The 26,071-nt window shown below is 38.7% G+C and carries 22 protein-coding genes; 20 read left to right on the top strand and 2 right to left on the bottom strand.

The genetic code is table 11. The features are described from left to right. Positions 1-131: 131 nt before the first annotated feature. The 5 genes from fosM to MW695_RS03835 all read left to right on the top strand — a co-directional run bounded on the left by fosM (position 132) and on the right by MW695_RS03835 (position 3,740). On the top strand, positions 132-554 hold the full coding sequence (fosM, locus tag MW695_RS03855) for a FosM family fosfomycin resistance protein (RefSeq protein ID WP_247103550.1): 423 nt from the start codon (positions 132-134) through the stop codon (positions 552-554). Between the two features lie 237 nt (positions 555-791). Beyond that, the gene (locus MW695_RS03850) at positions 792-1,403 is read left to right on the top strand and encodes a TetR/AcrR family transcriptional regulator (protein WP_247103549.1); all 612 of its coding nucleotides are present in this window, start codon (positions 792-794) and stop codon (positions 1,401-1,403) included. Next, positions 1,403-2,251: an ABC transporter ATP-binding protein gene (locus MW695_RS03845; RefSeq protein ID WP_247103544.1), complete on the top strand. Its 849-nt coding sequence runs from the start codon at positions 1,403-1,405 to the stop codon at positions 2,249-2,251. Before MW695_RS03850 ends, MW695_RS03845 begins: the two co-directional genes overlap by 1 nt. Continuing rightward, a complete protein-coding gene (locus MW695_RS03840) occupies positions 2,248-2,964 on the top strand; it encodes a fluoroquinolone export ABC transporter permease subunit (RefSeq protein ID WP_247103543.1) in 717 nt (238 codons plus the stop codon). The genes MW695_RS03845 and MW695_RS03840 overlap by 4 nt, the downstream gene beginning before the upstream one ends. Continuing rightward, complete coding sequence (locus tag MW695_RS03835) at positions 2,961-3,740, top strand: ABC transporter permease (RefSeq protein ID WP_247103542.1); 780 nt, start codon at positions 2,961-2,963, stop codon at positions 3,738-3,740. Before MW695_RS03840 ends, MW695_RS03835 begins: the two co-directional genes overlap by 4 nt. Before the next feature lie 111 nt (positions 3,741-3,851). On the opposite strand, the gene MW695_RS03830 is transcribed toward MW695_RS03835, so the two are convergent. Beyond that, positions 3,852-4,697 (bottom strand): AraC family transcriptional regulator, encoded by an 846-nt coding sequence (locus MW695_RS03830; protein ID WP_247103540.1) that lies wholly within the window; start codon positions 4,695-4,697, stop codon positions 3,852-3,854. 80 nt (positions 4,698-4,777) lie between these two features. Beyond that, positions 4,778-6,622: a sialate O-acetylesterase gene (locus MW695_RS03825; protein WP_247103539.1), complete on the bottom strand. Its 1,845-nt coding sequence runs from the start codon at positions 6,620-6,622 to the stop codon at positions 4,778-4,780. Positions 6,623-6,906: 284 nt separating this feature from the next. Between MW695_RS03825 and MW695_RS03820 the strand changes: the two genes are divergently transcribed. The 15 genes from MW695_RS03820 (at position 6,907) to MW695_RS03750 (ending at position 25,944) form a co-directional block, all read left to right on the top strand. Beyond that, positions 6,907-7,938 carry a LacI family DNA-binding transcriptional regulator gene (locus MW695_RS03820; protein ID WP_247103538.1) on the top strand — a complete coding sequence of 344 codons (1,032 nt, stop codon included), beginning with the start codon at positions 6,907-6,909 and terminating at the stop codon, positions 7,936-7,938. A 31-nt stretch (positions 7,939-7,969) separates the two neighbouring features. Beyond that, a complete protein-coding gene (locus MW695_RS03815; protein WP_247103738.1) occupies positions 7,970-8,608 on the top strand; it encodes a class II aldolase/adducin family protein in 639 nt (212 codons plus the stop codon). A gap of 19 nt (positions 8,609-8,627) precedes the next feature. After that, entirely contained in the window at positions 8,628-10,112 is a 1,485-nt protein-coding gene (locus tag MW695_RS03810) for a rhamnulokinase (RefSeq protein WP_247103537.1), read from the top strand. Next, on the top strand, positions 10,105-11,892 hold the full coding sequence (locus MW695_RS03805) for an L-fucose isomerase (protein ID WP_247103533.1): 1,788 nt from the start codon (positions 10,105-10,107) through the stop codon (positions 11,890-11,892). The genes MW695_RS03810 and MW695_RS03805 overlap by 8 nt, the downstream gene beginning before the upstream one ends. A 36-nt stretch (positions 11,893-11,928) precedes the next feature. Next, a complete protein-coding gene (locus MW695_RS03800) occupies positions 11,929-13,443 on the top strand; it encodes a sugar ABC transporter ATP-binding protein (RefSeq protein WP_247103532.1) in 1,515 nt (504 codons plus the stop codon). Then, positions 13,440-14,426: an ABC transporter permease gene (locus MW695_RS03795; protein ID WP_247103531.1), complete on the top strand. Its 987-nt coding sequence runs from the start codon at positions 13,440-13,442 to the stop codon at positions 14,424-14,426. Before MW695_RS03800 ends, MW695_RS03795 begins: the two co-directional genes overlap by 4 nt. Before the next feature lie 63 nt (positions 14,427-14,489). Then, positions 14,490-15,482, top strand: a complete 993-nt coding sequence (locus MW695_RS03790; protein WP_247103530.1) for an ABC transporter substrate-binding protein — start codon at positions 14,490-14,492, stop codon at positions 15,480-15,482. 20 nt (positions 15,483-15,502) lie between these two features. Further along, the gene (locus MW695_RS03785) at positions 15,503-15,934 is read left to right on the top strand and encodes an RbsD/FucU family protein (RefSeq protein ID WP_247103528.1); all 432 of its coding nucleotides are present in this window, start codon (positions 15,503-15,505) and stop codon (positions 15,932-15,934) included. Between the two features lie 536 nt (positions 15,935-16,470). Next, on the top strand, positions 16,471-17,976 hold the full coding sequence (glpK, locus tag MW695_RS03780) for a glycerol kinase GlpK (protein WP_247103527.1): 1,506 nt from the start codon (positions 16,471-16,473) through the stop codon (positions 17,974-17,976). A gap of 88 nt (positions 17,977-18,064) precedes the next feature. Beyond that, positions 18,065-19,219, top strand: coding sequence for a Gfo/Idh/MocA family protein (locus MW695_RS03775; protein WP_247103526.1), 1,155 nt, complete (start codon positions 18,065-18,067; stop codon positions 19,217-19,219). 46 nt (positions 19,220-19,265) lie between these two features. Beyond that, positions 19,266-20,366: a Gfo/Idh/MocA family protein gene (locus MW695_RS03770; protein WP_247103525.1), complete on the top strand. Its 1,101-nt coding sequence runs from the start codon at positions 19,266-19,268 to the stop codon at positions 20,364-20,366. Positions 20,367-20,447: 81 nt separating this feature from the next. Further along, a complete protein-coding gene (locus tag MW695_RS03765; RefSeq protein WP_247103524.1) occupies positions 20,448-21,473 on the top strand; it encodes a TRAP transporter substrate-binding protein in 1,026 nt (341 codons plus the stop codon). Positions 21,474-21,641: 168 nt separating this feature from the next. Continuing rightward, a complete protein-coding gene (locus MW695_RS03760; RefSeq protein ID WP_247103523.1) occupies positions 21,642-22,184 on the top strand; it encodes a TRAP transporter small permease in 543 nt (180 codons plus the stop codon). Positions 22,185-22,186: 2 nt separating this feature from the next. After that, a complete protein-coding gene (locus MW695_RS03755; RefSeq protein WP_247103522.1) occupies positions 22,187-23,491 on the top strand; it encodes a TRAP transporter large permease in 1,305 nt (434 codons plus the stop codon). A gap of 122 nt (positions 23,492-23,613) precedes the next feature. After that, entirely contained in the window at positions 23,614-25,944 is a 2,331-nt protein-coding gene (locus tag MW695_RS03750) for a glycoside hydrolase family 31 protein (RefSeq protein WP_252120646.1), read from the top strand. Positions 25,945-26,071 lie beyond the last annotated feature (127 nt).

The raw sequence follows: 26,071 nt of genomic DNA, 5'->3' as shown, positions 1-26,071 counted from the left end.
TGTTCATAATCAAACGGCGACGGTAGAAAAAAGCTGGAACTGTTCTACAAACAGATGCAGAAGGAAGTGGTAAAGCGATCTACCTTCTGCTTGATGTGATAATAATAAAACGACCTTAGAGGTGATAACTAGTGTCGATAAAAGGACTTAATCATTTTTTGTTCTCTGTTTCTAATTTAGACCTTTCCATTCATTTTTACCAAAACGTTTTTGATGCGAAACTATTGGTGAAGGGTAGAAAAACGGCTTACTTCGATTTACATGGAATGTGGCTAGCTCTTAACGTAGAAGAAGACATACCTCGTAATGACATACATCATTCGTATACGCATATTGCTTTTTCCATTGAAGAGAATGAGTTTGATAAAATGTATGATCGATTAAAGGAATTGAATGTACCTATCTTATCAGGGCGTCCGAGAGATGAAAGAGACAAAAAATCAATTTACTTTACTGACCCAGATGGTCATAAATTTGAGTTCCATACAGGTACGTTATCTGATAGGTTGGATTACTATAAGCAGGAAAAAACACATATGGAGTTTTTTAATTAAGCTGTTTGTGACACAATTCATATTCAGTATAGTGAATTAAGGAAGAATTCTTCCAATTCATAACGTCTATTAAAATAAAATGATTGATGTAGAGGCCACTGAGAAGTTAAAATCCACTTCCCGTGGCTTTAATTGTTTAGTAGTATCTGCAAGAAAAAATTGACATATGCTAAGTATTTCTATAATATGAACGTATGAATAAAAAATAAAAATATTCATAAAAGAGGGTGAACTGAAATGCCAAGTGGCTTTAATCAAGAAGAGCAAGAGCACATTAAAGAGAAGTTACAGGAAGCCGGAAGACGACTGTTCGGATCTGTTGGATTGAAAAAAACGAGTATAAAGGATTTAACAGAGTACGCTGGAATTGCGCAAGGCTCGTTCTATAAATTTTACGATTCAAAGGAGGTTCTTTATTTTCGTTTGCTAGAGGAAGATGAGGAAGAGATCAAGCAGGCGCTTATGATTAAGTTTGCTTCGGAGAAAACGATCGATGCAGACGTATTAGCAGAAGGACTCATTGAAGCAATCAAACAGGTTGAGCAATATCCGTTGATTAGAAGGCTTTATACGACAGATGAATATGAAATGGTTGTACGAAAGCTCCCTAAGGAACTTTTAGACGAGCATGGAAAAGAGGATACGGTCAGTTTAGCACCGTTGTTGGATCAGTTAAGGATGGCAGGGAAAATCGATTCTCAGCTATCAAATGATATCGTGAGTGGAGCGTTAAGAGCGCTTTTTCTAATGATGATTCATGAAAAGGAAATTGGTGAAAAGATGTATAAGGAAAGCTTACACTTTCTTGCTGAAGCGATCGCAATGAGAGTATTTAAGGAGGTTGAGTGATGATTCAAGTACAGGACTTAACGTTTACGTATCCAAAGAACGTAGAGCCGACGATTCAAGATATAAATGTATCGATAGACGAAGGAGAAATTTTTGGGTTTTTAGGTCCATCTGGTGCAGGCAAAAGTACGTTACAAAAAATCTTAATTGGCGTGTTAAAAGGATATAAAGGTGATGTCACCGTTTTACATCATAAAGTGAAGCATACGGATTTTTATAATCGACTAGGTGTGGCGTTTGAAACGCCCAATTTTTATCAAAAATTTACAGCTGCTGAAAATCTACAATTCTTTCAATCATTTTATAGAAAGAATCGGTTAGATGGGAAGGAGCTAATGGCTAAGATGGGGCTAAGTGATGCTTATCATACACGGGTTTCAGAGTTTTCAAAAGGAATGAAAATGCGCTTGAATCTTTGTCGGGCCTTTTTACATGATCCAGAGCTTATTTTTTTAGATGAACCGACATCAGGCTTAGACCCTGTTAATGTGAAGAAAGTAAAGGACTTTATTTTAGAGAAGAAAGCGCAAGGAAAAACGATTATATTAAATACCCATAATATGAGTGTAGCTGAAGAGCTTTGTGATCGAGTCGCCTTCATTGTCGATGGTAGTGTTAAATTGGTCGAATCACCGAATGTGTTGAAGAAGCAATATAGTGAGAAGACCGTCACTGTCGTTTATGAAAGTGACGGTGTGGAAAGAAGCGAGCAGTTCGAACTTAAGAAGCTCGGACAACAAACGACGTTTCAAACCATTCTAGAACGCGATCAAATCATCAAGATTGAAACAGAAGAAAAGACATTAGAAGATATCTTTATTGCTGTTACGGGGAGGAATCTCCAATGATGAGATTGTTGAAACAGGATGTTCAGTTTCAATTTAGGCACGGGTTCTATTATGTATATGCTTTTTTTACGGTTGTCTATATAGCGATTTTATTATTTATCCCAAGTGATTATCGTAGCTTTTGGACGGTTTTGATTATATTTACTGACCCAGGAACGCTAGGCTTGTTCTTTGTCGGGACGATTATCATGCTAGAGAGAAATCAGCAGCTATTAACGTACATGTTTATTACACCATTGAAGCTAAGCACCTATCTGCTTTCTAAAATCATTTCATTAACACTTATCGCTTGGTTAACGAGTCTTCTTATTGTCACGGTGACATTAGGAACAACCACCTCCTTCCTATTACTGTCGTTGACGATTGTTCTATGTAGCTTTTTCTTTACTTCTTGTGGAATGAGCATTTCCATCGATGCACCATCTCTTAATCATTTTATGTTTCGCTCCATCATTCTATTGCTCGTTCTATGTACGCCGTTTCTTCATTACTTGAATTGGATTTCTTTTTCCATATTTGAAATCATGCCGAGTTATTCTGTGCTCGTTTTGTTGCAATTATCTATAGAAGGTTCAGGGCTGATACATAATGAGTCTCTTGTCCATTTTAGCTTGCTTATCATTTGGACGTTAGTAGCATTTTCAATTGCTTTCTACCGATTTCGTAAATATATATCTGCTCAAACAGGTGAAAGCAAGGAGGTGTCGGTATGAATACGCAGCATAGTAAGAAGCGAATGCTCACAATGAAGAAAATCGTCTTATTTCTCAAGGGGGATATTCGCAGTACGATTCGCGATCCATTAATGCTGCTTGTGTTCACGATTCCATTTTTAATGTATATGCTCGTTACGTTTGGGTTGCCCTATATAGATCAGCAAATCGTTCAGTTTAGTCACTTTCAACTGATGGATCATCGAGTATTTATCATTGCGATGATCATGACAATGGTGCCAATGATGGTAGGGATGCTAACAGGGTATTTATTATTAGACGAAAAAGATGATGGAATTTTGCAGTATATGGAGATTACCCCGTTAAAAAAAGCTGGTTACATTTGGTATCGGATTTCACTTCCGGCCTTTCTTTCCTTAATGATCACAATGGTAATGGGATGTGTTCTCCTGTTTCGTGAATCTGTTCATTGGAGCACATTCGTAGCGGCTGTTGTCGTCGTTTCCTTGTTGGGGCCTGTCATTACGATGTATTTAGCGTCGTTCGCTCAAAATAAAGTCGAGGGAATTGCTTATACGAAGCTTGTTAATCTTGTCATGATTGCCCCGCTCGTTCCTTATTTATTTGATGGATGGTGGACATGGATAAGTTATGCAATTCCGTTGACGTGGGGAGTGGAGGCGTTCAGTGTAGCGATGAATGGAAATGGTACTGTTAACCCTATGAATGTTGTGTTCCTTATAACAGGCGGAGGAGCTGTGACGCTAGGATGGTTGTATGTGCTTTATTTGAAATTTCAGCGGAGTGTTCATTGAGGAGCTTTTTTAAGTGTAATAATGGTTATGAGTAACATATAACCGAGATGAAAATAAAAGCCCTTAGTGTCAGCAGAAACTGAACCTAAGGGCTTTGGTGTGCATGAAGTGTTATTTTTTTATGACAGGAATCCAAATCTCACTTTTTTCATTGGCGCTTGCCAATATTTCTGGCCCGCCTGCATGCTCATATCCTGAAGTTGGAAACCATTCCGAATAAATTTGTCCCCATGCTGTTTGCACCTGAGACCAATCGCCTTCTATTTCAAAGATGGCCCATGTATAGCGAGGGATGTGAAGCTCAGAAAGGTGAGGGGGACAAGGCTTTGTTGTAGCGGCAGCTAAATAATAATCAAGCTCCCCCTCACTAGAATCCTCTTCCGAATAATTGGCACATACGTTAATCACTCCACTTGGGGAAACATTAGAAAGCTGTTCAAGCAGCGAATATGTTTCATCACTAGTCGTTTCCACCATTTTTACGATTTGGGGATTATCCCCAGTTGGTGCTAGCTGTACCCTCTCTTTTAATCCGACAATTCGAAAAGCTTCCTTCTGTTCCAATCTGTAATTCATTTCTGTTCCTCCTTGAATGGATAATTGAAAGGTCATACGCGGATAGGCTTTTAACGATGAGCCATTGTTTCTAGCATCGGTTGGTGTTACACCGTGGATACTATGAAAAGCACGAGTGAAAGCATCGGGTGAGCTGTAGCCATATCTCAAAGCAATATCAATCACCTTATCATTGGAATGCTTGAGATCGAACGCGGCTAATGTGAGCCGCCTTCTCCGAATATATTCAGATAAGGTGATATCTGCTAGAAACGAAAACATGCGTTTAAAGTGATATTCGGAGCAATGAGCAAGCTGTGCGACCTTTGCTAAGTCCATGCTTTCCGTTAAGTTCGCTTCAATGTAACTGATCGCTTCATTCATTCGTTTCAGTGAATCCAACTAAATGACCTCCCTTCGATTCAAGAATAACAAACCTCTCTTGAAGGTACCCGACAATATGTGCACCATTAAGTCGGATGTTACTCAGTCGTAAATGGCGATGCTGGCAATCCTTCTTTATTATATAAATTTGCTTCCACAGGGTTATCGGACCATGCATAGCGTACATGTACGGGGTTTTGGATTTGATCGTGGTATACGATGACATGATCATCTTTAATATTCGCCGTAGCAGCGAAGAAATTCAGATCCGAACCACAAATTTCAAACGCTTGTAGCTCCCCACCTTTGGTCACTAAACCACTTCCGATATGATCGAATGATAGCTTGATCTTACCATCGATTCGTTTCATTTCTTTATAGTGTGGTCCACTATACACGATATTTTCACCATATGCGATATGTCTAGCACATAAGGCGAGTCGCTGACCGACACTTTTCTTATCTTGTGGATGCAGATCATTCTGCTCACCGACATCAATGGTTACAGCCATCTCTGTGTGCGGAATGGTAAGAGATTTGCGCTGCTCCTCACGTAAGATCGCCCAATGATGATGAGGGTCTCCATTTTCTAAATTTGCTAGCTGTGTGTATAAGAAAGGAAGGTCTTGTTGCTGCCAATTCGTCCGCCAATCATGAACGAGCTTGGCAAAAAGCTGAGCGTAGCCGCTTGGGTTAGCTGTATTGGATTCACCTTGATACCAAAGGACCCCTTTCATAGTCATTTGCTTGAGTGGAGCAATCATTCCATTGTACATTCCAGTCGGTTTGTATTGGAAAAAAGTTGGTGGATCAAGTGTTTCTGTTATCGCTCCAATCTTATAGCTCCAACTACCTTCAAGATTGATTTCGTTGCTATTGACGATAAGCTTATAGGGCATGTCTGTTACAAAGGCTCCTGTCGTTTGTGTACTTATGACGCGGACGGCTAACGTATTCTTGCCAGGCTTCAATATTCCAGCTGGTATGTTGTAACGTCTTGGTGGATAGCGGTATGCCGTTGAACCGATGTGTGTGCCATTTATATACGTATCGTCAGCATCGATAATCGTACCGAGCATGAGCTTCGCATTCTCCGTACACATTTCATCAGATAATTGAAATTCTTTTCGAAACCAAACAGCTCCTCTTAATGACTCAAGTTCACTACTCTTCCAGGAGTTCGGAACGCTGAACTCTTGCCAATCATTCGTTGAAAGGTTCTCCTCATACCAAGCGGGCTTCTGCAATCCAAGGTCATTCGCATTTAATTGCTCATACCATTTAGTATGCCGCTCTTCATCTTGAAGCTTTGTAAGTGAAACATATGAATCATCTTTGTTCTGGTGTAATTCTTCGTCATAGACATGAAGCTCGCGCAAAGTCTTTTCACTGATCCATGCTTCAATTGGTGTACCACCGACAGCAGCATGAACAAGTCCGATCGGGACCTCGTATTTTTTATATAGTTCGTTCGCAAAGAAATAACCGACAGCGCTAAAGTCTAACACTTCATTTTGGATCGCTTTCGTCCATTTTCCCCCTTCTAGGAAATCATTTTGTTGATGAAATTGATATGTTTGTGGTACAGAAAATTGGCGAATGGAAGGGTTTTGAACCGCTTTCATTTCTTCGGAAAATAAATCGAGTGTGCGCCTTATCGGTAGCTCCATGTTTGACTGACCACTTAACAACCAAACATCCCCAATGAATATATCCTCTATGACGAGCGTTTCATCAGCTGAAATCGTCATTACATAAGGGCCACCATGGTTAAAGCTTCCTAACACAATTGCCCAATTCCCATGACGGTCAGATGTCGTTTCATATGTACGGTGAAGAAAGGATAATTGAATCGTTTGAGAGGGTTTTGTTTCGCCAGATATGGTGATCGTCTGATGTCGTTGAAGAACCATCCCATTACTTATGATACTGGATAATTTCATCTCATTTCCCACTTTCTCATTGTTGGTCGTTTATTCATTTTACAATAGATTGCTAGTCTTATTGATCGTTTTCCATGAAATTCTTTAGTTATTTAAATGTTTTCTATCGTACGTGTGCTGTAATAAATATACATATTTTCAGTAACAGTTAACGGCTAGTATTGGGCGTAGACGTTAACCATTAGATATGTGGTAGGGGAAAGAGAAAGAGGAGGCGACATAAAATCAAGCATATTCATGTTATCGGTATCATACACATCTTACTAACAAATGAACAATGAGGAATGGATGAGATGGTAACGATATATGACATTGCGAAAAGAGCGAGTGTTTCTCCAATGACTGTATCTAGAGTCATTAATCATACCGGCAACACGAGAGAATCAACGAGAAAAAAAGTAGAGAAAGCGATTAAGGAGCTTGGATATGTCCCAAATGCTGCAGCAAGAAGCTTAACATCGAATCAATCAAATAATCTAGCTTTGTTGTTACCTGATATTTCTAATCCATTCTTTTCAAAAATCGCTAGAGGAGCAGAGGATGAAGCGGCTAAAAAAGGCTATCGACTGTTGCTGAGTAATACAGATGAGAGTAGGGAGAAAGAGGTTCATTATATCGATTCAGTCTTGTCTGCAAGAGTTGATGGTGTGTTGCTTGCCCCGACCTGTGATCATTCGATTAAGCAAATTGAACGATTAACTGCACACAAGATTCCAGTTGTATTAATTGATCGAACCATTGCAGCATTTAATGGAGATTACGTTATTGGTGACAGCTATATAGGAAGTAGAAGGTTAATGGAGCATCTTATTTCTTTAGGACATGAAAGGGTGGCCTTTATTAATGGTCCTCTTAGTATTTCCACTTCTCGTGAACGAAAAAGAGGCTATTGTGAGACATTGAAGCTAAACGAATTGCCTGTATATGACCATTATATTTCCGAGGTTGATTATAACAGCGAAAGTGTAGCAGATATTATCGAACGATTGTATGCGTTACCAAAAATGAAAAGACCTACGGCAATCTTTGCCGCTAATAATCTCATTGCGATTAATACCATTCGAGCGTTAAAGGATATGAATCTTCAAGTGCCTGAAGATGTTTCGATTGTTTGCTTTGATGAGGTAGAACCAGTTGTGTACTTTGATCCCTTCTTTACTGTAGCTGCTCAGCCAGCTCAAGAATTTGGTCGAATTGGGATTCAGTTCTTAATTGAACATGTACAGCAAAAGATGACAACGGAAGCCCGAAAGGTTGTTCTTCAACCGAATATCCATATACGCAAATCGACAAGAGTGATCAAAAGAAGTAAGTAAAGAGGAAAAAAGGAGGAGTTGGAGCTTGAAAATGTTGAATGTGTTAAACGAGTATGCTAACAAGGTCGTACAAACAGGATTAGTCGTTGGTGCTGGTGGGAATTTAAGCATGCGTGATGGAGACTACATGTATATTTCTCCTAGTGGTTTTGATTTACAAGAAATTGATGATCAATGGGTGAAAGTCCACATTGCGTCAGGGGAAGTGATCAGTGATTTGAAGCCATCTTCTGAACTGTCCATGCATTTGGCTTGCTTCAGAAGGAGGTCAGATATTCAAGCAATCTTACATGCGCATCCGACTTATTCGGTTGCCGTAGCTTCTACTGGGAAGGAGATTCCTAGTATGTTCCCTGATTTTCCCGCTATGGTTAAAAGTGTATCGTATATAAATTATTTAATTCCGACTACTAATGTGCTAGCGGATGCAGTAGATAACGTCATTTCACATCATGATGTCGTTGTGATGAGGAACCATGGTGTTTTAACGATTGGAAAAACGATGAAGCAGGCATATTTCTATATGCAGCTAGTAGAAGAAGCGGCTAAAGTGTATGCGATCTCACAATCTGTTGGAACACCTCGACTTTTAACAGATGAAGAGTGTCAGGAATTAAGAAATCTATCAAGTGAAAAATATCGTGCGACTTTATTGAAGAAACCAACATGATGTGTAGGAGGTGAGAATCATGAAGGGAGTGTGGGCGTTTGATATCGGTGCATCTAATGGTCGTTTAATGCTTTCTCGATTTGATGGGGAACGTTTATTTCTTGAAGAGGAGTACCGATTTGTCAATGAACCAATTTCATTAATGAACCATTTATATTGGGATGTCTTAAATATTGTCCGGGAAATAAAAGCAGCAATGCTCATAGGCTTGAAGAGAAATCATATGGAGCTTGCAAGCGTAGGGATAGACACTTGGGGAGTCGATTTTGGATTGATATCGAAAACAGGTGAATTACTAGCAAATCCATATTGTTATCGTGATCCTCAAAATGATCAAGCAATGGAGCAAGTGCTCACAAGGATTCCAGAAAAAGAATTGTTTCAATTAACGGGCGTGACCTCTTCTCCAATTAACACGTTGTTTCAATTGTATGCGCTTTCCAATAGTAATCCGGCGTTAATCGAACAATCAGAGTCGCTTCTATTAACACCAAATTTATTAACATACTTTTTAACAGGTGAAAAGCAAAATGAATATACGATTAGTTCAACAACTCAGTTATTGTCTGTAACAGACCAAGATTGGTCAAAGGGTCTGTTACAGGAGATTGGTTGTTCACATGAAATATTAGCACCTGTCGTGAAGCCGTGTACGACTTCAGGGTATACATTGCCGTCGATTAATGGTGAATTACAAATGAATCGACTAAAGGTAGTCAATGTAGGAGGTCATGATACAGCTAGTGCACTCGCAGCTTTGCCGATTGAAAAGGAAGGTTCAGCATTTATGAGCTGTGGTACATGGATACTTATTGGTGTGCCCGTCAAAAAGCCCGTTACGAGTGACGAAGCAAGGAAGAATGGTTTTACGAATGAGGGAACGATAGATGGGGGGTATCGACTACAGAAGAATTTAATGGGAATGTGGTTCTTGCAACAATGTCGGACGATTTGGAAGCGGCAGGGTGTTGAATTTAATTATGCAGAAGAGAAGAAGCTAATGATGGAGGCTGACCCCTTTCGTTCATTTATTGACCCAGATCATCATCGTTTTTTTAATCCTGAACATATGATTGCGGAAATTAAGCGTTATTGTCAGGAAACGAATCAACCTATCCCTCATACCCCTGCTGAAATTCTTAGGTGTATACTCGAAAGTCTTGTGCTGAAATACCGTTTTGTGATGGATCAATTAGAACGAGTCATTCATAAACGGTTCTCGACGGTTCATATGGGAGGTGGCGTCATTCAAAACGAATTATTTTGTCAGTTTGTTGCAAATGCAACGAACCGAGAAGTGATAGTAGGCCCTGTTGAAGCTAGTTCAATTGGAAATGCGATTGCTCAATGGATAGCGTTAGGGGAAATTGGGAACCTTCAAGAGGCTCGAAGCATCGTTAAGCGTTCATTTGATGTGAAGCACTATCAACCGGCTGTGGAAGAAGGTTGGCAAACAGCCTATGAATCTTTTAAGACATTAATAGAGGTGAGTGAAGATGACTAAGGTAGAACGTTTAATCGGAAATAGGCCTGCGATTGGAATACGTCCGACGATTGATGGAAGACGTAAAGGCGTACGTGAATCGTTAGAAGAGAAGACGATGACCATGGCGCAGTCTGTGGCGACATTGCTTGAGTCAAGTCTATATGACAATCATGGTGAGTCGGTACGGGTTGTTATTGCTGATCAATGCATTGGAGGGGTGGCTGAAGCGGCAGAGGCAAAAGCGAAATTTGCACAAGAATCTGTTGGATTAACCATTACTGTCACACCTTGTTGGTGCTATGGATCAGAAACGATGGATATGGATCCAGTCAAACCAAATGCGATTTGGGGATTTAATGGGACAGAACGGCCTGGTGCTGTTTATTTAGCAGCTGTTTTAGCGGCTCATAACCAAAAGGGGATTCCGGCTTTTGGCATTTATGGACGTGATGTGCAGGATATTGAAGATGAAACGATTCCAGTTGATGTGCAAGAGAAGTTGCTACGATTTGCAAAGGCAGGATTAACGGTGGCGATGATGAGGGATCAATCGTATCTATCAATGGGATCGGTATCAATGGGGATTGCTGGAAGCATGATTGATGAGGATTTCTTTCAAGATTACTTAGGTATGAGAAATGAGTATGTTGATATGACCGAAATCCTCCGTCGCGTTCAAGAGGAGATATATGATCCTGATGAATTTGAACGTGCATGTCTTTGGGTGAAGGATAACTGTCACATCGGTGCTGATCGTAATCCGAAGAGCCGTGCAAGGAGTGATCAGGAGAAGGAAGAAGATTTAAAAATGAGTATAAAAATGGCGATGATTACTCGTGATCTAATGGTAGGTAATGAGAAGCTAGCTGATCTAGGCTACAAGGAAGAAGCAACAGGGAGAAATGCGATAGCTTCAGGCTTTCAAGGGCAACGTCAGTGGACGGATTTCCTACCGAATGGAGATTTTATGGAGGCATTCTTAAATTCATCGTTTGACTGGAATGGTATTCGCGCGCCATACATTGTTGCGACGGAAAATGATTCGTTAAATGCGGTTACGATGCTATTCGGTCATTTGCTAACAAATACGGCACAAATATTCGCTGATGTAAGAACGTATTGGAGTCCTAGTGCGATTAAACGTGTAACAGGTGAAAATTTAGAAGGAAAGGCGCGGCACGGAGTCATTCATTTAATTAACTCTGGTGCAGCCGCATTGGATGGGACAGGGGAGCAAGAGATTGGTGGAACACCAGCTATGAAGCCTTTTTGGCAAATAACAGAAGATGAAGTGACGAAATGCTTAGATGCAACAAGCTTCAGACCTGCTAATACCGAATATTTCCGAGGAGGAGGGTTTTCAAGTAACTTTCTAACGAAGGGAAATATGCCTGTTACGATTGCTCGATTAAATTTAGTGAAAGGACTTGGACCAGTGCTACAACTAGCAGAAGGGTATACAGTGACATTACCGAAGCATGTCCACCAACTATTAGATGAGCGAACAGATCCGACATGGCCGACAACTTGGTTTGTCCCAACATTAACAGGAGAGGGAGCTTTTAAAGATGTCTATTCGGTTATGAATCATTGGGGAGCGAATCATTGTGTAGTGAGCTATGGACACATTGGAGCTGATTTAATTACGTTAGCGTCAATGCTTCGAATACCTGTCAATATGCACAATATTTCTAACGAAGCTATTTTCCGTCCAAGTGCTTGGTCGATGTTTGGTAGTTATGATTTAGAAGGAGCCGATTATCGAGCATGCTCCAATTATGGCCCGCTTTATCGTTAAAAATGAAATCATTCCACTTTTATTAGGAGGGTGACGATGAGTGAGAATTTGTTACGAATGGACGGCATTTCAAAGAATTTCCCTGGTGTGCGTGCATTATCAAATGTCCACTTTGATTTGAATAGTGGTGAGGTTCATGCGATTTTAGGAGAGAACGGGGCGGGAAAGTCAACCTTAATGAAAATCCTCACAGGAATTTATGAAAAGGATGAGGGGACCATTACTTACTGTGGGGAGGAAGTAGAGATAACGAATATGCAAGTAGCTCAAGATTTAGGGATCAGTATCATTCATCAAGAGCTGAACTTAATGCCAGATTTGACAGTTGCTCAAAATATTTTCATTGGCAGAGAACCAAGGAGAAAATTAGGACTTTTTCTAGATGAGCAAGAGCTTAATCGAAATACCCTGTCCTTATTCGATCAATTAAATCTTCAAATCAATCCGAAATCCTTTGTTTCAGAGCTTTCTGTTGCTAAACAGCAAATGGTTGAAATTGCTAAGGCCTTATCCTTTCGCTCGAAAATTCTCATTATGGATGAACCGACAGCAGCTTTAACTAATAGTGAGATTGATCGATTGTTTTCTATTATTGCCGATTTAAAAAAACAAGGAGTCGGAATCATTTATATTTCACATCGAATGGAAGAATTGAAGAGGATAACGGATCGAGTGACCATTTTACGAGATGGTACGTATATCGATACGTTTCAGACAAAGGGTGTATCGATTGATCAATTAATTACAAAGATGGTCGGAAGAAAGATCGATCAACAGTTGAAGCCGAACGTAGAATCTCGAACGGAAGAGGTTGTATTAGACGTTCGTCAATTGTGCAACAGAGAGCTTGAACACGTTAGCTTCCATTTGAAAAAGGGAGAGATTGTTGGGTTTGCTGGATTGATGGGTGCTGGAAGAACAGAGGTGGCAAGAGCTGTTTTTGGTGCAGACCCTATCACGAGTGGTGAAATCTATGTTAAAGGGAAAAAAGTAACGATTAAAAACCCTAATGATGCGGTTCGTCATGGCATTGGTTATGTCTCAGAGGATCGTAAACAACTCGGACTAATGGTTGATATGGATGTGAAAACGAATATCATCATTTCCTCTATAAAGCACTTTTTGTATCCATTCGGTTGGACGAAAGATCAGGACATGGTTGAAACAGCACGTGCTGTTTCTGAGCAGCTAACGATTAAGACGCCGTCGGTGCATCAGCAAGTGAAATTTCTTTCAGGAGGAAATCAACAAAAGGTTGTCATCGCCAAATGGTTAACAAGAGATTGTGATATTTTGATATTTGATGAACCGACGCGAGGAATTGATGTTGGAGCAAAAGGGGAAATCTATAAGTTAATGAATGAGTTAGCTAAGCAGGGAAAAGCGATCATCATGATCTCATCTGAATTACCAGAAATATTGAGAATGAGTCATAGAGTGATCGTCATGTGTGAGGGAAGGATTTCTGGAGAATTGGATTATGAAAACGCTTCACAGGAAGCGATTATGACCTATGCAACAAAACGCAAAAGTATGGAGGAATTCATATGAAAAGGGTTGAATTCATAAATCGTTTTAGTAAAGGTTGTTTTCTATTTCAATCAGGTGCTGTTCAACAACTATTGGCATTTACTAGTTTAATTTTATTAATTGTCTTCTTTTCTATTGCCTCACCTAACTTTTTGCAATTTTCGAATATTATAGGTATCTTACTTTCTACGGCTGTTATCGGTATTTTGGCGCTTGGAGCAACATTTGTCATTATAACGGGTGGGATTGATTTATCTGTCGGGACAGTCATGACACTCTCCTCAGTGATGACAGCAGTAATGATTACAACTTTGGGATTCCCTATCATCGTCGGTGTATTTGTCGGGATAGTAACTGGAGCAATATGTGGATTATTATGCGGGCTAGCGATTGCTAAGATGAATATTCCACCTTTTATCGCAACGTTAGCTATGATGATGATTGCAAAAGGGATGGCTCTCGTCATTTCAGGGGCTTCACCGATCTATTTTACAAACACTCCGATATTCTCCAATATTGCACTAGGGACAATTATTCCAGGAATCCCTAATGGAGTTGTGCTCTTTTTTGCCGTAGCTATGATCGCAGCACTCATTTTGTCTAAAACGGTTATCGGGCGCTTTACTTTTGCTATTGGTAGTAATGAAGAGGCAACTCTTTTATCAGGTGTGAATGTGAAGCGCTGGAAAATAAAAATTTATACGTTAGCGGGTTTGTTTACAGGATTAGCTGGTGTCATTATGGCTTCTCGATTAAATTCAGCACAGCCAGCATTAGGAATGGGCTATGAGCTAGAGGCTATCGCGGCTGTCGTAATCGGTGGAACATCTCTAAGTGGTGGAAAAGGCACGATTGTTGGGACGGTGATCGGGGCCTTAATTATGAGTGTGCTGACGAATGGCTTGCGGATATTATCGGTGCCACAAGAATGGCAAACGGTCGTTGTAGGCTGTGTAATTATTCTAGCGGTTTATGCGGATAATCTACGTCGGAAAAACACGTAAACCCATTTGTTGAATGAACTCCTTCCTCAGGAGCATGATCATACAAAACTTTAAAAAGGAGAAATGACGATGAATCGAAAATGTGTGCTGTTTTCTATGTTTCTTGTTGTTCTTTTACTTATGGCTTGTGGTGAAGAGGGTGATGAATCTAATCAAGGAGAGGCGCAACCAGATGTTGAAGAGGATGAATTATTTATTCCGATTATATCAAAAGGATTTCAGCATCAATTTTGGCAAGCGGTTAGACAGGGTGCCGAGCAGGCTGCTGAGGAATATGGGGCAGTCATCACATTTGAAGGGCCTGAATCAGAGTCAAATGTTGATCGCCAAATTGATATGCTAAGAGCGGCCTTAGATAACCAGCCAGATGCGATTGGATTTGCAGCGTTAGACAGTCAAGCGTCGATTCCCATTTTACAGCAAGCCGAGGATAGTGGAATTCCTGTGGTAGCGTTTGATTCGGGTGTAGATAGTGAGATTCCGATTACGACCGCTTCAACTGATAATAAGGCGGCTTCAGCACTAGCTGCTGAGAGAATGGCAGAACTAATAGATGGCGAAGGGCAAATTGGGTTAATTGTTCATGACCAAACAAGTATTACTGGTGTGGATCGTCGAGATGGGTTTGTCGAATATATGGAAGAACATTTTCCTGCTATTGAGATTGTTGATATTCAATATGGGGGAGGCGATCATTTAAATTCGACAGACCTTGCGAAAACAATTTTACTAGCATATCCAGACTTAAGAGGTTTTTTTGGATCCAATGAAGGTTCAGCAATCGGTATTATTAACGCGGTGAATGAATTAAATAAAGCAGGAGAAGTGGTGGTTGTCGGATTTGATTCAGGAGATCTGCAAATGGAAGCGATTCGAAGTGGTGTCATGGCTGGTGCGGTTACGCAAAATCCAGTTGGAATTGGTTATGAGACGGTTAAAGCAGCGGTTCAAGCGGTGAAGGGTGAGGAAGTTGAAGAATTGATAGATACCGGTTTTTTCTGGTACGATCAATCGAATATTGATGATGAAGACATTCAAGCGGCTCTGTATGAATAATAGGAAGAAGGTAGAGTGATATGTTAAAAGGTATTCCTTCTATTTTGTCTCCTGAGCTTGTTAAAGGATTAATGGAAATGGGACATGGAGATGAAATCGTCATAGCAGATGGACATTTTCCTGCAGCACGTTTAAATGAAAATGTAATAAGGTGTGATGGTCATCAGATTGTTCCCATTCTAACAGCCGTATTACAGCATTTACCGTTAGATACGTATGTAGACAAACCTGTTGCATTAATGGATGTTTTACCTGGTGATTCAATACCTAACATTTGGGAGCAATATGTAACAATTTTAAAGCAGGAAGGTTTTAAAAAGGACAGTATAAAATGGGAGTCGCGCTATGACTTTTATGAGCGCGCAAAGTCAGCGTTTGCTGTTATTACAACAAGTGAAAAAGCGTTGTATGCGAATGTGATTTTGACGAAAGGGATTGTTAGTGAGGAGTAATTCATTTTGGATGTTTAATCATAGATGTGGAAATGGATACATGGGTGCTATCACCTCCGTTCGTTATCGATTGGTTATTGAAGAGCACGTCCATTTAATCATGACGATGCACACCGTTTGTAAGAAAAGATCACTGCGATTTTTCTTTTTAAAAAGGAAAAAGTATTGACAGCGTTTTCAATGTTTGTTTTAATTGTTACTAAGTTAATAATTTTCGATGAGACTTGGAGATCGACGAAGCTATGTGTCTAGTTTTTTGTAGACACCCTGTTTCGTTGATTTTTTTTTTGAGAGTAGCATGTTTCAGTTTTCAAAAAAGCAATGAATGTTGGCTTATTAATGGAAGGGTATCATATCTGACTATTATTTAAGAAAGTAATGTGTATTCATTCCATAAGTTGTCTTAAGTGTTTCTTTGATAAAGTCTACTATTAACATTTTCTCATCTTAGACTCTTTTGATCAGTATGTGAAGGCGACTAATAAGGCATTAGGTATAAAGGGTAAAAAAAAGTCATTGTTCTTGGAGGTAATGTAGTGGAGAAAAAATATGTATTAGCTTTAGATCAGGGGACAACTAGTTCAAGAGCTATCCTTTTTAACAAGCAAGGAGAAGTCGTAGATATCGCGCAGAAGGAGTTTACACAAATTTTCCCAAAGCCGGGTTGGGTTGAACATAATGCCAATGAAATTTGGTCTTCGATCCTATCAGTTATCGCCGAACTATTAAGTAAGTCAGAGATTTCACCGAAAGAGATTGCTTCAATTGGTATTACGAATCAACGCGAGACAGCAGTTGTCTGGGATAAAGAAACGGGTAAACCGATTTACAATGCAATCGTCTGGCAATCGCGGCAAACAGATGGTATTTGTGAAGAGCTTAAGGAGCAGGGGCTTAATGAGACATTTAGAAATAAGACAGGACTGTTAATTGATGCTTACTTCTCTGGAACAAAAGTGAAGTGGATGTTAGATCATGTTGAAGGAGCACGTGAAAAGGCTGAGCAAGGTCAACTATTATTCGGTACGGTTGATACGTGGCTTATTTGGAAGCTCTCTGGTGGGCAGGCACATGTAACGGATTATACGAATGCGTCTAGAACGCTGATGTTTAATATTTATGACTTAAAGTGGGATGAGGAGCTTTTAGATATATTAGGTGTACCAGCCTCGATGCTACCTGAAGTTCGCCCATCTTCACATATATATGCGCATACGATTGATTATCATTTCTTCGGTGAAACTGTTCCGATTGCAGGAGTGGCTGGGGATCAGCAAGCAGCACTATTTGGGCAAGCATGCTTTGAGCCAGGAATGGCGAAAAATACGTACGGAACCGGCTGCTTTATGCTCATGACAACAGGGGAAGAAGCGGTTAAATCCCATCATGGCTTATTAACGACGATTGCTTGGGGAATTGATGGGAAAATCGAGTATGCACTAGAGGGGAGTATCTTTGTCGCTGGTTCAGCAATTCAATGGCTTCGTGACGGGCTACGAATGCTTCAATCAGCAGCAGATAGTGAAAGGTATGCGACTAAGGTGAATTCAACGGATGGAGTGTATGTCGTACCGGCTTTTGTTGGACTTGGGACACCGTACTGGGATAGTGATGTTCGTGGGGCTGTTTTTGGAATGACACGTGGAACGGAGAAGGAGCATTTCATACGTGCGACGCTAGAATCGTTAGCATATCAAACGAAGGATGTATTAGATGCGATGGAAGCAGATGCTGGAATCGATCTCAAAGCATTAAGGGTTGATGGTGGGGCAGTAGCAAACAATTTTTTAATGCAATTCCAAAGTGATATTCTCAATGTACCTGTTCAACGACCAGTCATTCAGGAAACGACCGCTCTTGGAGCTGCTTATCTGGCAGGACTTGCTGTTGGATTTTGGAAGGATAAAAATGAGATTACACAAAGGTGGAACATCGATTGTACGTTTACTGCGCAGATGGATGAATTGGAAAGAAAAGAATTATATGACGGATGGAAGCAAGCAGTCGAAGCCGCGATGAAGTTTAAGCGAAGTTCTTTATAAATAAGCTCAAAATTGTGAGTTTTAGAAAGAGTCTTCATTAATTTGTTGGAACAAGTAATCTATTCTATAAATAAAAGGAGCATTAACAATGATTAAAGTCGCGATAATAGGAACAGGTGCAATATCTACTTCTCATATTGACGGTTTTTTAGCATTTCAAGATCAATGCAAAATTGTTGCATTATGTGATATTTATTCAGAAAAGGCTCAAAAACAGGCCAAAGATTTTAATTTAGATGTAGAAATATTTAACGAATATAAAGACGTAATGGCTCGTAATGACATAGATTTAGTTTCTATATGTACGCCTCCGTACACTCATGCAGATATTACAATTGAAGCTTTAAAGCAAGGAAAGCATGTCATTGTTGAAAAACCTATGGCGTCCTCTTTAGAGGAATGCGATGCAATGAATGCGGCTGCTGAACAGAGCGGGAAAATTTTATCGGTTATTGCACAAAATCGTTTTACATCTCCGATGATGAAACTGAAGAGTGTGCTCGATTCTAAATTAATGGGAAAAATTCTTCATACTCAAGTAGATTCATTTTGGTGGAGGGGCTATTCTTATTATGATTTATGGTGGAGAGGTTTGTGGGAAAAAGAAGGGGGAGGGTGTACCTTAAACCATGCGGTTCATCATATCGATATATTTAATTGGATGAATGGTATGCCAGCTGAAGTTACAGCGGTAATGAGTAATGTGGCACATGATAATGCGGAAGTAGAAGATATTTCAATCGCTATTGTTCGTTATGTAAATGGTAGTTTAGCGCAAATTACAAGCTCTGTTGTACATCATGGAGAAGAGCAACAGCTAATTTTTCAAGGGGAATTTGCTCGTGTCTCTGTACCATGGAAAGTAACGGCATCTAAACCACAGGAAAATGGATTTCCTGAAATCAATGAAGAACTAGAATCTAAAATACAGGAAGAATATGATTTAAAACCAAAACTGCAATATGAAGGTCATGCAGGACAAATTCAAGATGTTCTATTGGCCATAGAAGGGGAGAAAGACGTATTAGTGACTGGCAAGGATGGAAGAGAAACTTTGGAGCTTATCACGGCTATATATCAATCTTCTAGCTTAGGAGAAAGCGTTACATTACCTCTAGGAAAGAATAGCCCATTTTATTCTAGAGAAGGGGTATTAAAGAATGCCACTTATTTTTATGAAAAGAAAAATAGTATAGAAAACTTCGCTACAAATGAGATTACGACAGGTGGCAAATATGAGTAGTCATCATGAATTAGTTAATTCCACTGCCATTAAGGAGGAATAAAAAATGAGTAATAGTGATGGGATGAATTATCAGCCAAAAGGAAAAGCAAGCAAAGTTATCGATAGTGGAGAATTCTTCTTTGCGGCAATTGGTTTAGATCATGGACATATTTATGCAATGTGTAATGGATTGTTGGAAGCAGGAGGAGAATTGAAACTTGTTTATGACCCTGACTCAACAAAAGTAAAAGAATTTGTTAAAAAGTTCCCTAATACTAAAATAGCTAATTCAGAGGAAGAAATATTGCTAGATTCGACGATTAACCTAGTTGCAAGTGCTAGAATCCCAGCAATGCGCTGTGAGTTAGGATTAAGAACACTTGATAAAGGAAAACATTTCTTTGTAGACAAGCCTGCATTTACGACTAAAGAGCAATTGGAAGAAGCAAGGAAGAAAACAGAAGAAACAGGGTTGAAGTGGGGGATATACTACAGTGAACGTTTACATGTTGAGGGGGCGATTTTAGCAGGTCAATTAATTGAAGATGGCGCAATTGGCAAGGTTGTTCAAGTTATTGGAACTGGTCCACACCGAGCTAATCCGTCGTCTAGACCGAATTGGTTTTTTGATCGTGATTATGTTGGAGGTATTTTATGTGATATTGGAAGCCATCAAATTGAACAGTTTTTATATTATGCAGGAGCGAAGGATGCAAGAGTATTGCATAGTAAAGTAGCTAATTATAAATTTAAGGATTATCCTAAATTCGAGGATTTTGGAGATGCCACACTCGTTGCTGATAATGGTGCTACTTTTTATTTTCGCGTAGACTGGCTAACACCAGATGGTTTAGGGACATGGGGAGATGGTCGTGTCATCATATTGGGAACAGATGGGTACATCGAAGTACGAAAATATATAGACATTGCTAGAGATGAAAAAGGCGATCACGTTTATGTAGTGAATCATGAAGGAGAGCAACATATTCATTGTCATGGCCAAGTAGGGTATCCATTCTTTGGAAAGTTTATTTTGGATTGTATGAATGGAAGCGAAGAATCAATGAGTCAAGAGCATGCTTTTAAAGCTGCTGAATTATGTATTGACGCACAAAATAAGGCTATACATTTGGATGTGCCAGGTGGTTTTGAGGATGTTACTTAAGTTAGTGGGTTGAGTCTATACTAAAGAATTAGCTGCAAAGCAGTTCATTATATAAGATCAATACTAAAAGGGGGATTTACATTGAAAAAAATAATTGGAAGCTTAATCATGGGAAGTTTGTTAGTGTTGGCATCTGCATGTGGGAATGATAATGATGATCCACAAAAAACACCAACCGGGGACGAGAATGTAGAAGCAACAGAGCATAACTTAAGGCTGGCTCATAACTTGAGTGAAGATCACCCTGTTCATATGGGATTAGAAAGGTTTGTTGAAATAGTAGAAGAACGTTCTGAAGGTCAAATTACAATGGAGATCTTTCCTAATGCAGTGTTGGGTGAAGAAAGAGAGATACTAGAGCAAGTTCAAGTAGGTGGAGTCGATATTACAAAGGTAAGCGCAGCTTCACTTGAGAATTTCTCTTCACAATATTCAGTGTTTAGTTTGCCATATGTTTTTAGTGATGAAGATCATTTCTTTACGTCAATGGATTCTGAAGTGGTACAAGATCTTTTTGATTCAACAGATGAAGAAGGTTTTGTAGGATTGACATGGTATGACTCTGGTGCTCGGAGCTTTTATACAAAAGATCAGCCGATCCTGCATCCAGATGATTTAAGTGGACTTCGAATTCGTGTGATGGATAGCCAAACTCAAATTGAAATGATGGAGGAATTAGGTGGATCACCAACTCCAATGCCTTACGGTGAGATATATACAGCACTTCAGTCAGGAGTAGTAGATGGAGCTGAAAGTAACCCAACTGCCTTGACAACGGGAAAGCATGGTGAAGTTGCTAAAGCTTTCTCATTTGATGAACATGCACGAATTCCTGATATTGTAGTAATTAGCAGTGATTTATGGAATGAGCTGACAGAAGGTCAACAAGAATTACTAAGAGATGCAGCTAAAGAATCAACAGAGTATCAAAAAGAATTATGGGCTGAAGCTATTAATCAAGCCATAGAAGAGGCTGAAGAAATGGGAGTGGAGTTTTTCTATCCAGACCAGGAACCATTTTTCGAAGCTGTTCAACCAATGCATGAGAAGTATCGAGAAGATGAGCAAATCGCTGAACTGTTAGATGCTTTTGAAGCTTTACGATAATAGGAAAACTTTAAATGAAGTGCCCCTCTTTTTAGTGGGGCACTGACATTTATTGAAATAGATTTAACACGCGGGATTCATATAGAGAGACTAAGATAATTATTTTGATCATAGATAAAGGTTTTACCATTAAGGAGAACATGATTTTATAAAAAGAGGTGACTAAATATGCTGAAAATTTTAAAAAAAGTGAAGAATATCTTGAACCTAGGAATTATGATATTCGCCTCTATACTAACTGTTATCCTTGTTTGCGGAGCGCTATGGCAAGTATTTAGTAGGTATGTATTAAATGATCCAAGTGTATTTACCGAAGAGCTTTTACGATTTCTGTTAATTTGGGTAGCTTTTTTAGGAACAACTTATGCATTTGGCTCAAATGAACATTTAGCAATTACTTTTGTGAAGAACAAGTTACGTGGCAAGGAGAAAAAGTCATTACAAATTTTTATTGATGCCTCTATCGTATTTTTTGCAGCATTAATTCTCGTAAAAGGTGGATATAGTATTACAATTTCAACTCTCAATCAAACTTCTCCAATTTTACAAATTCCAATGGGTTATATTTATGCTATTTTACCGGTTTCTGGGGTGCTGATAATATTTTATCAAATCATAAATGTCTTTGAGAGAAGAGAAGAGGAAAGTTCGATTGAACAAGCTGTAATTGCCCCTAGTTCTTCTAATCTAGAGAATAAAAAGGAGGGATAACAATGGAATTAGCAGTACAAGCGGCTCTGTTATTGTTTGGAGTATTTTTTTTGCTTCTATTATTAGGGGTACCAATATCAATTAGTATTGGAATATCTTCTTTAGCCTCCGTAATTCTTGTTTTGCCAATAGATATTGTTCTATTTACAGCGGCACAAAGAATGCTAGGTGGTATAAATAGTTTTGCATTGTTAGCTGTTATTTTTTTTATTATGTCAGGAAGTATTATGAACAATGGTGGAATAGCGTTACGGTTAGTAAATTTAGCAAAATTGATAGCTGGTAGGTTGCCTGGGTCATTAGCACATACGAATGTAGTTGGAAACATGCTATTTGGTTCTATATCGGGTTCAGCTGTAGCCTCTGCGGCTGCTATTGGAAGTGTTATGTCTCCATTACAAGCAAAAGAGGGCTATGATAAAGGGTTTTCCGCAGCAGTAAATATCGCTTCTTCACCCGTAGGTTTACTCATTCCTCCTAGTGGTGTCTTAATTCTTTATTCATTGACTAGTGGAGGGACGTCAATTTCAGCATTGTTTATGGCGGGTTACTTACCAGGGATTTTAATGGGACTAGCGGTTATGATCGTGGCTTATTTTATTGCAAAAAAGAATAATTATACAGTCTCTGAAAAAGTAAGTATAAGAGACGCCATTAAGATTATATTTCAAGCGATTCCAAGTTTAATGTTAATTGTCATTGTTATCGGAGGGATTGTTGCTGGAATTTTTACAGCAACAGAGGGTGCAGCAATTGCTGTCTTGTACTCATTAGTCCTTTCATTGATTTACGGTAATTTGACGTGGTCACATGTTCCGAAAATATTAAAAGAAACTATTGTTATGACTGGTATTGTCTTATTTTTAGTAGGTGCTTCTTCTATTATGTCTTGGGCCATGGCTGTAACGGGTTTACCGAGTGCTATAAGTAATGCTCTACTAAGTATTTCAGATAATCCTATTATTATTTTGTTGATCATGATGTTTATGTTGTTAGTTATTGGAACTTTTATGGATTTAACTCCAGCTGTATTAATCTTTACACCTATCTTTTTACCGATAGCCATTCAGTTAGGAATAGATCCCGTTCATTTTGGCATTATGCTCGTATTCAATTTAGCAATTGGAGTGATTACACCACCTGTAGGGAGTTGTCTATTTATAGGTTGCAGTGTGGGGAATGTTCCTATTGAAGCTGTTATAAAGCCACTTAGTAAATTTTTTATTGTTTTAGTTGTTACATTGTTGTTTGTTGTATATATTCCTGAGATTAGTTTAGCTTTGCCACGATGGCTTGGTCTGTTATAGAATGCAAAAAATGAATTAGTAGAAATATAGTAGTCTGTAGAGGGGGATGAAGAGTGAATTATTCAAAGAAACAATTTACTGTAAATAAAATAACTGAAGAAGGTTTGCATTTTATAAACCGTATGAAAGACATTGAAATAAGTATTTTAATATTAGAACAGAATATCTTTCGTGTTCTTTTTAAAAAAAATAACGAATTGAAAATGAAAAATACATGGCTAGTGGCACCAGGTATGGAGGATATCCCATTTGAAGGGAGAGATCGCATGGATCTGACTCCTTTTTCTTTACCTACATTTAAGTATGAAGAAAATGATAATGAAATATCAATCTTTACAGATAAATTAAAAGTAATCGTTCAATTAGATGGCTTTATTCTAACATGGTTTGAAAATAGGAATAATCACTGGCATGAAATTGCAGGTGATAGAAAAACTCAATCGTATAACCATGATGATTCTCTTGGTAATGGTATTTTTCATTATATGAAAAGAGATTTAGAAGATAAGTATTATGGTTTAGGGGAAAAAACAGGGAATCTTAATCGCCATGGAAGAAGATATCGTATGATGAATCTTGACCCAATGGGATATGACCCGATTCACACAGACCCATTATATAAACACATTCCTTTTTATTTTACGAGAACGAAAGAAAAAAGTTGGTATGGCATCTTTTATGATAATACGTCAACGTCGACATTTGATATGGGAAATGAATTAGATAACTACCATGGGTTCTATCGCTATTATCACTCGGAAGGTGGGGATTTAGATTATTATATGATCCAAGGATATCAAGCTTCTGAAATTGTTGAGACATTCTCATGGTTAACTGGTCAAACTGCATTATTTCCGAAATGGAGCTTAGGTTACTCTGGTTCGACAATGACATATACAGATGCTGAAAATGCACAAGAGCAATTATATCAATTTTTAGAAGATTGCAAAAGATATGACATTCCTTGTGACTCATTCCAGTTATCTTCTGGCTACACTTCTATTGAGAATAAACGTTATGTTTTTAATTGGAATAAGAGCAAATTTCCAAGTCCTAAACAATTTACTGTTGATTTCCATGAAGCAGGGGTCAAGCTTTGTGCTAATATTAAGCCTGCTCTTCTACATGATCATCCAAAATATGAAGAGTTGAAGCAAGGTGAAATGTTTATTAAAGATTCAGAAGGTGAACGAGAAGAGGTTGTTCAATTTTGGGATGATGTAGGAGCATATTTGGATTTTACAAATTTTGATACGATTAAATGGTGGAAAGAGAACATAAAAGAACAGTTATTAGAGTTCGGAATTGATTCAACATGGAACGATAATAATGAATTTGAATTGTGGAATTCAGATGCTACAGTTAATGGTTTTGGATCGCCAATTAATATTGGATTGCTCCGTCCCATTCAGCCTTTGTTAATGATGAAAGCATCCTATGAAGCGCAAAAAGAATTTGATTCTCATACAAGACCGTACCTTATTTCTCGTTCGGGTTGCCCTGGAATGCAAAGGTATGCTCAAACGTGGACTGGAGACAATAGAACGAGCTGGGACTCATTAAAGTTTAATATTAAAACCGGATTAGGCTTAAGCTTATCAGGAGTTTATAATGTTGGACATGATGTAGGTGGCTTTGCTGGAAGGAAACCAGAGCCGGAGTTGTTTGTTCGTTGGATTCAAAATGGGATCTTTCATCCTCGTTTTACGATTCACTCTTGGAACGATGACAAAAGTGTAAATGTTCCATGGATGTATCCAGAAATCATTAAACCAGTAAGTGAATTAATGAAATTTAGAGTGAAAATGATCCCATACTTATATCATTTGATGTATGAATCGCACACAAAGTATAAGCCGATCATTAAGCCTACATTCTATCAATTCCCTGAAGATGAAAAAACGTTTGAAGAGAATGATGATTTTATGCTTGGAGACTCTTTATTGGTTGCTTCTGTTGTTGAAAAAGGTGTTCAACAAAGAGAGGTATATTTACCTCTTAATCAAAAGGGCTGGTATGATTTCTATACAGAAATGAAGTATGATGCAGGTCAAACGATTGTACTTCCTGCACCGTACAATTCAACACCGCTTATGGTTCAAGCTGGATCGATTGTTCCAATTAATGATCAGCAGATCACGTTTGAAAACAAAAATGAAGAGTCGAGAGGCTTTATTTGCTACCCACATTTTGAAGTGGGTGAAACAAGCTTTTCTCTTTATGAAGATGATGGTCTTACAAATGATTATAAAAATGGAAAAAGTTCGTTTGTAAATATAACAATGAGATGTTCGAAGAAAGAGGTTCAAATAGAGGTCAAGAAAAAAGGGCAGTTTGTTTTACCTTATAATACTGTTCGAGTGTACTTAACTAAAGGTGAGACACGGAAAATGATTGTGAATGGAGATAGAATTGGAACCGATTCTGATCCGGTATTTGAAGTACAGGTATAAAATTAAATAATGTCTTCGTTAGTATAAGAGTCCTGGTATTTTATACCGGGGCTTTTTTCTGTATAAACAAAGGCATGAGTCATTAGTTATAGACAGAATTAAACATATTAATTTTTTAAAGTAATAT

This window comes from Halalkalibacter sp. APA_J-10(15), assembly GCF_023017105.1.
GTDB lineage: Bacteria > Bacillota > Bacilli > Bacillales > Bacillaceae_D > Halalkalibacter.
Note: the sequence above shows the minus strand (reverse complement) of the source record. Positions and strands in the feature narration are given on the sequence as shown.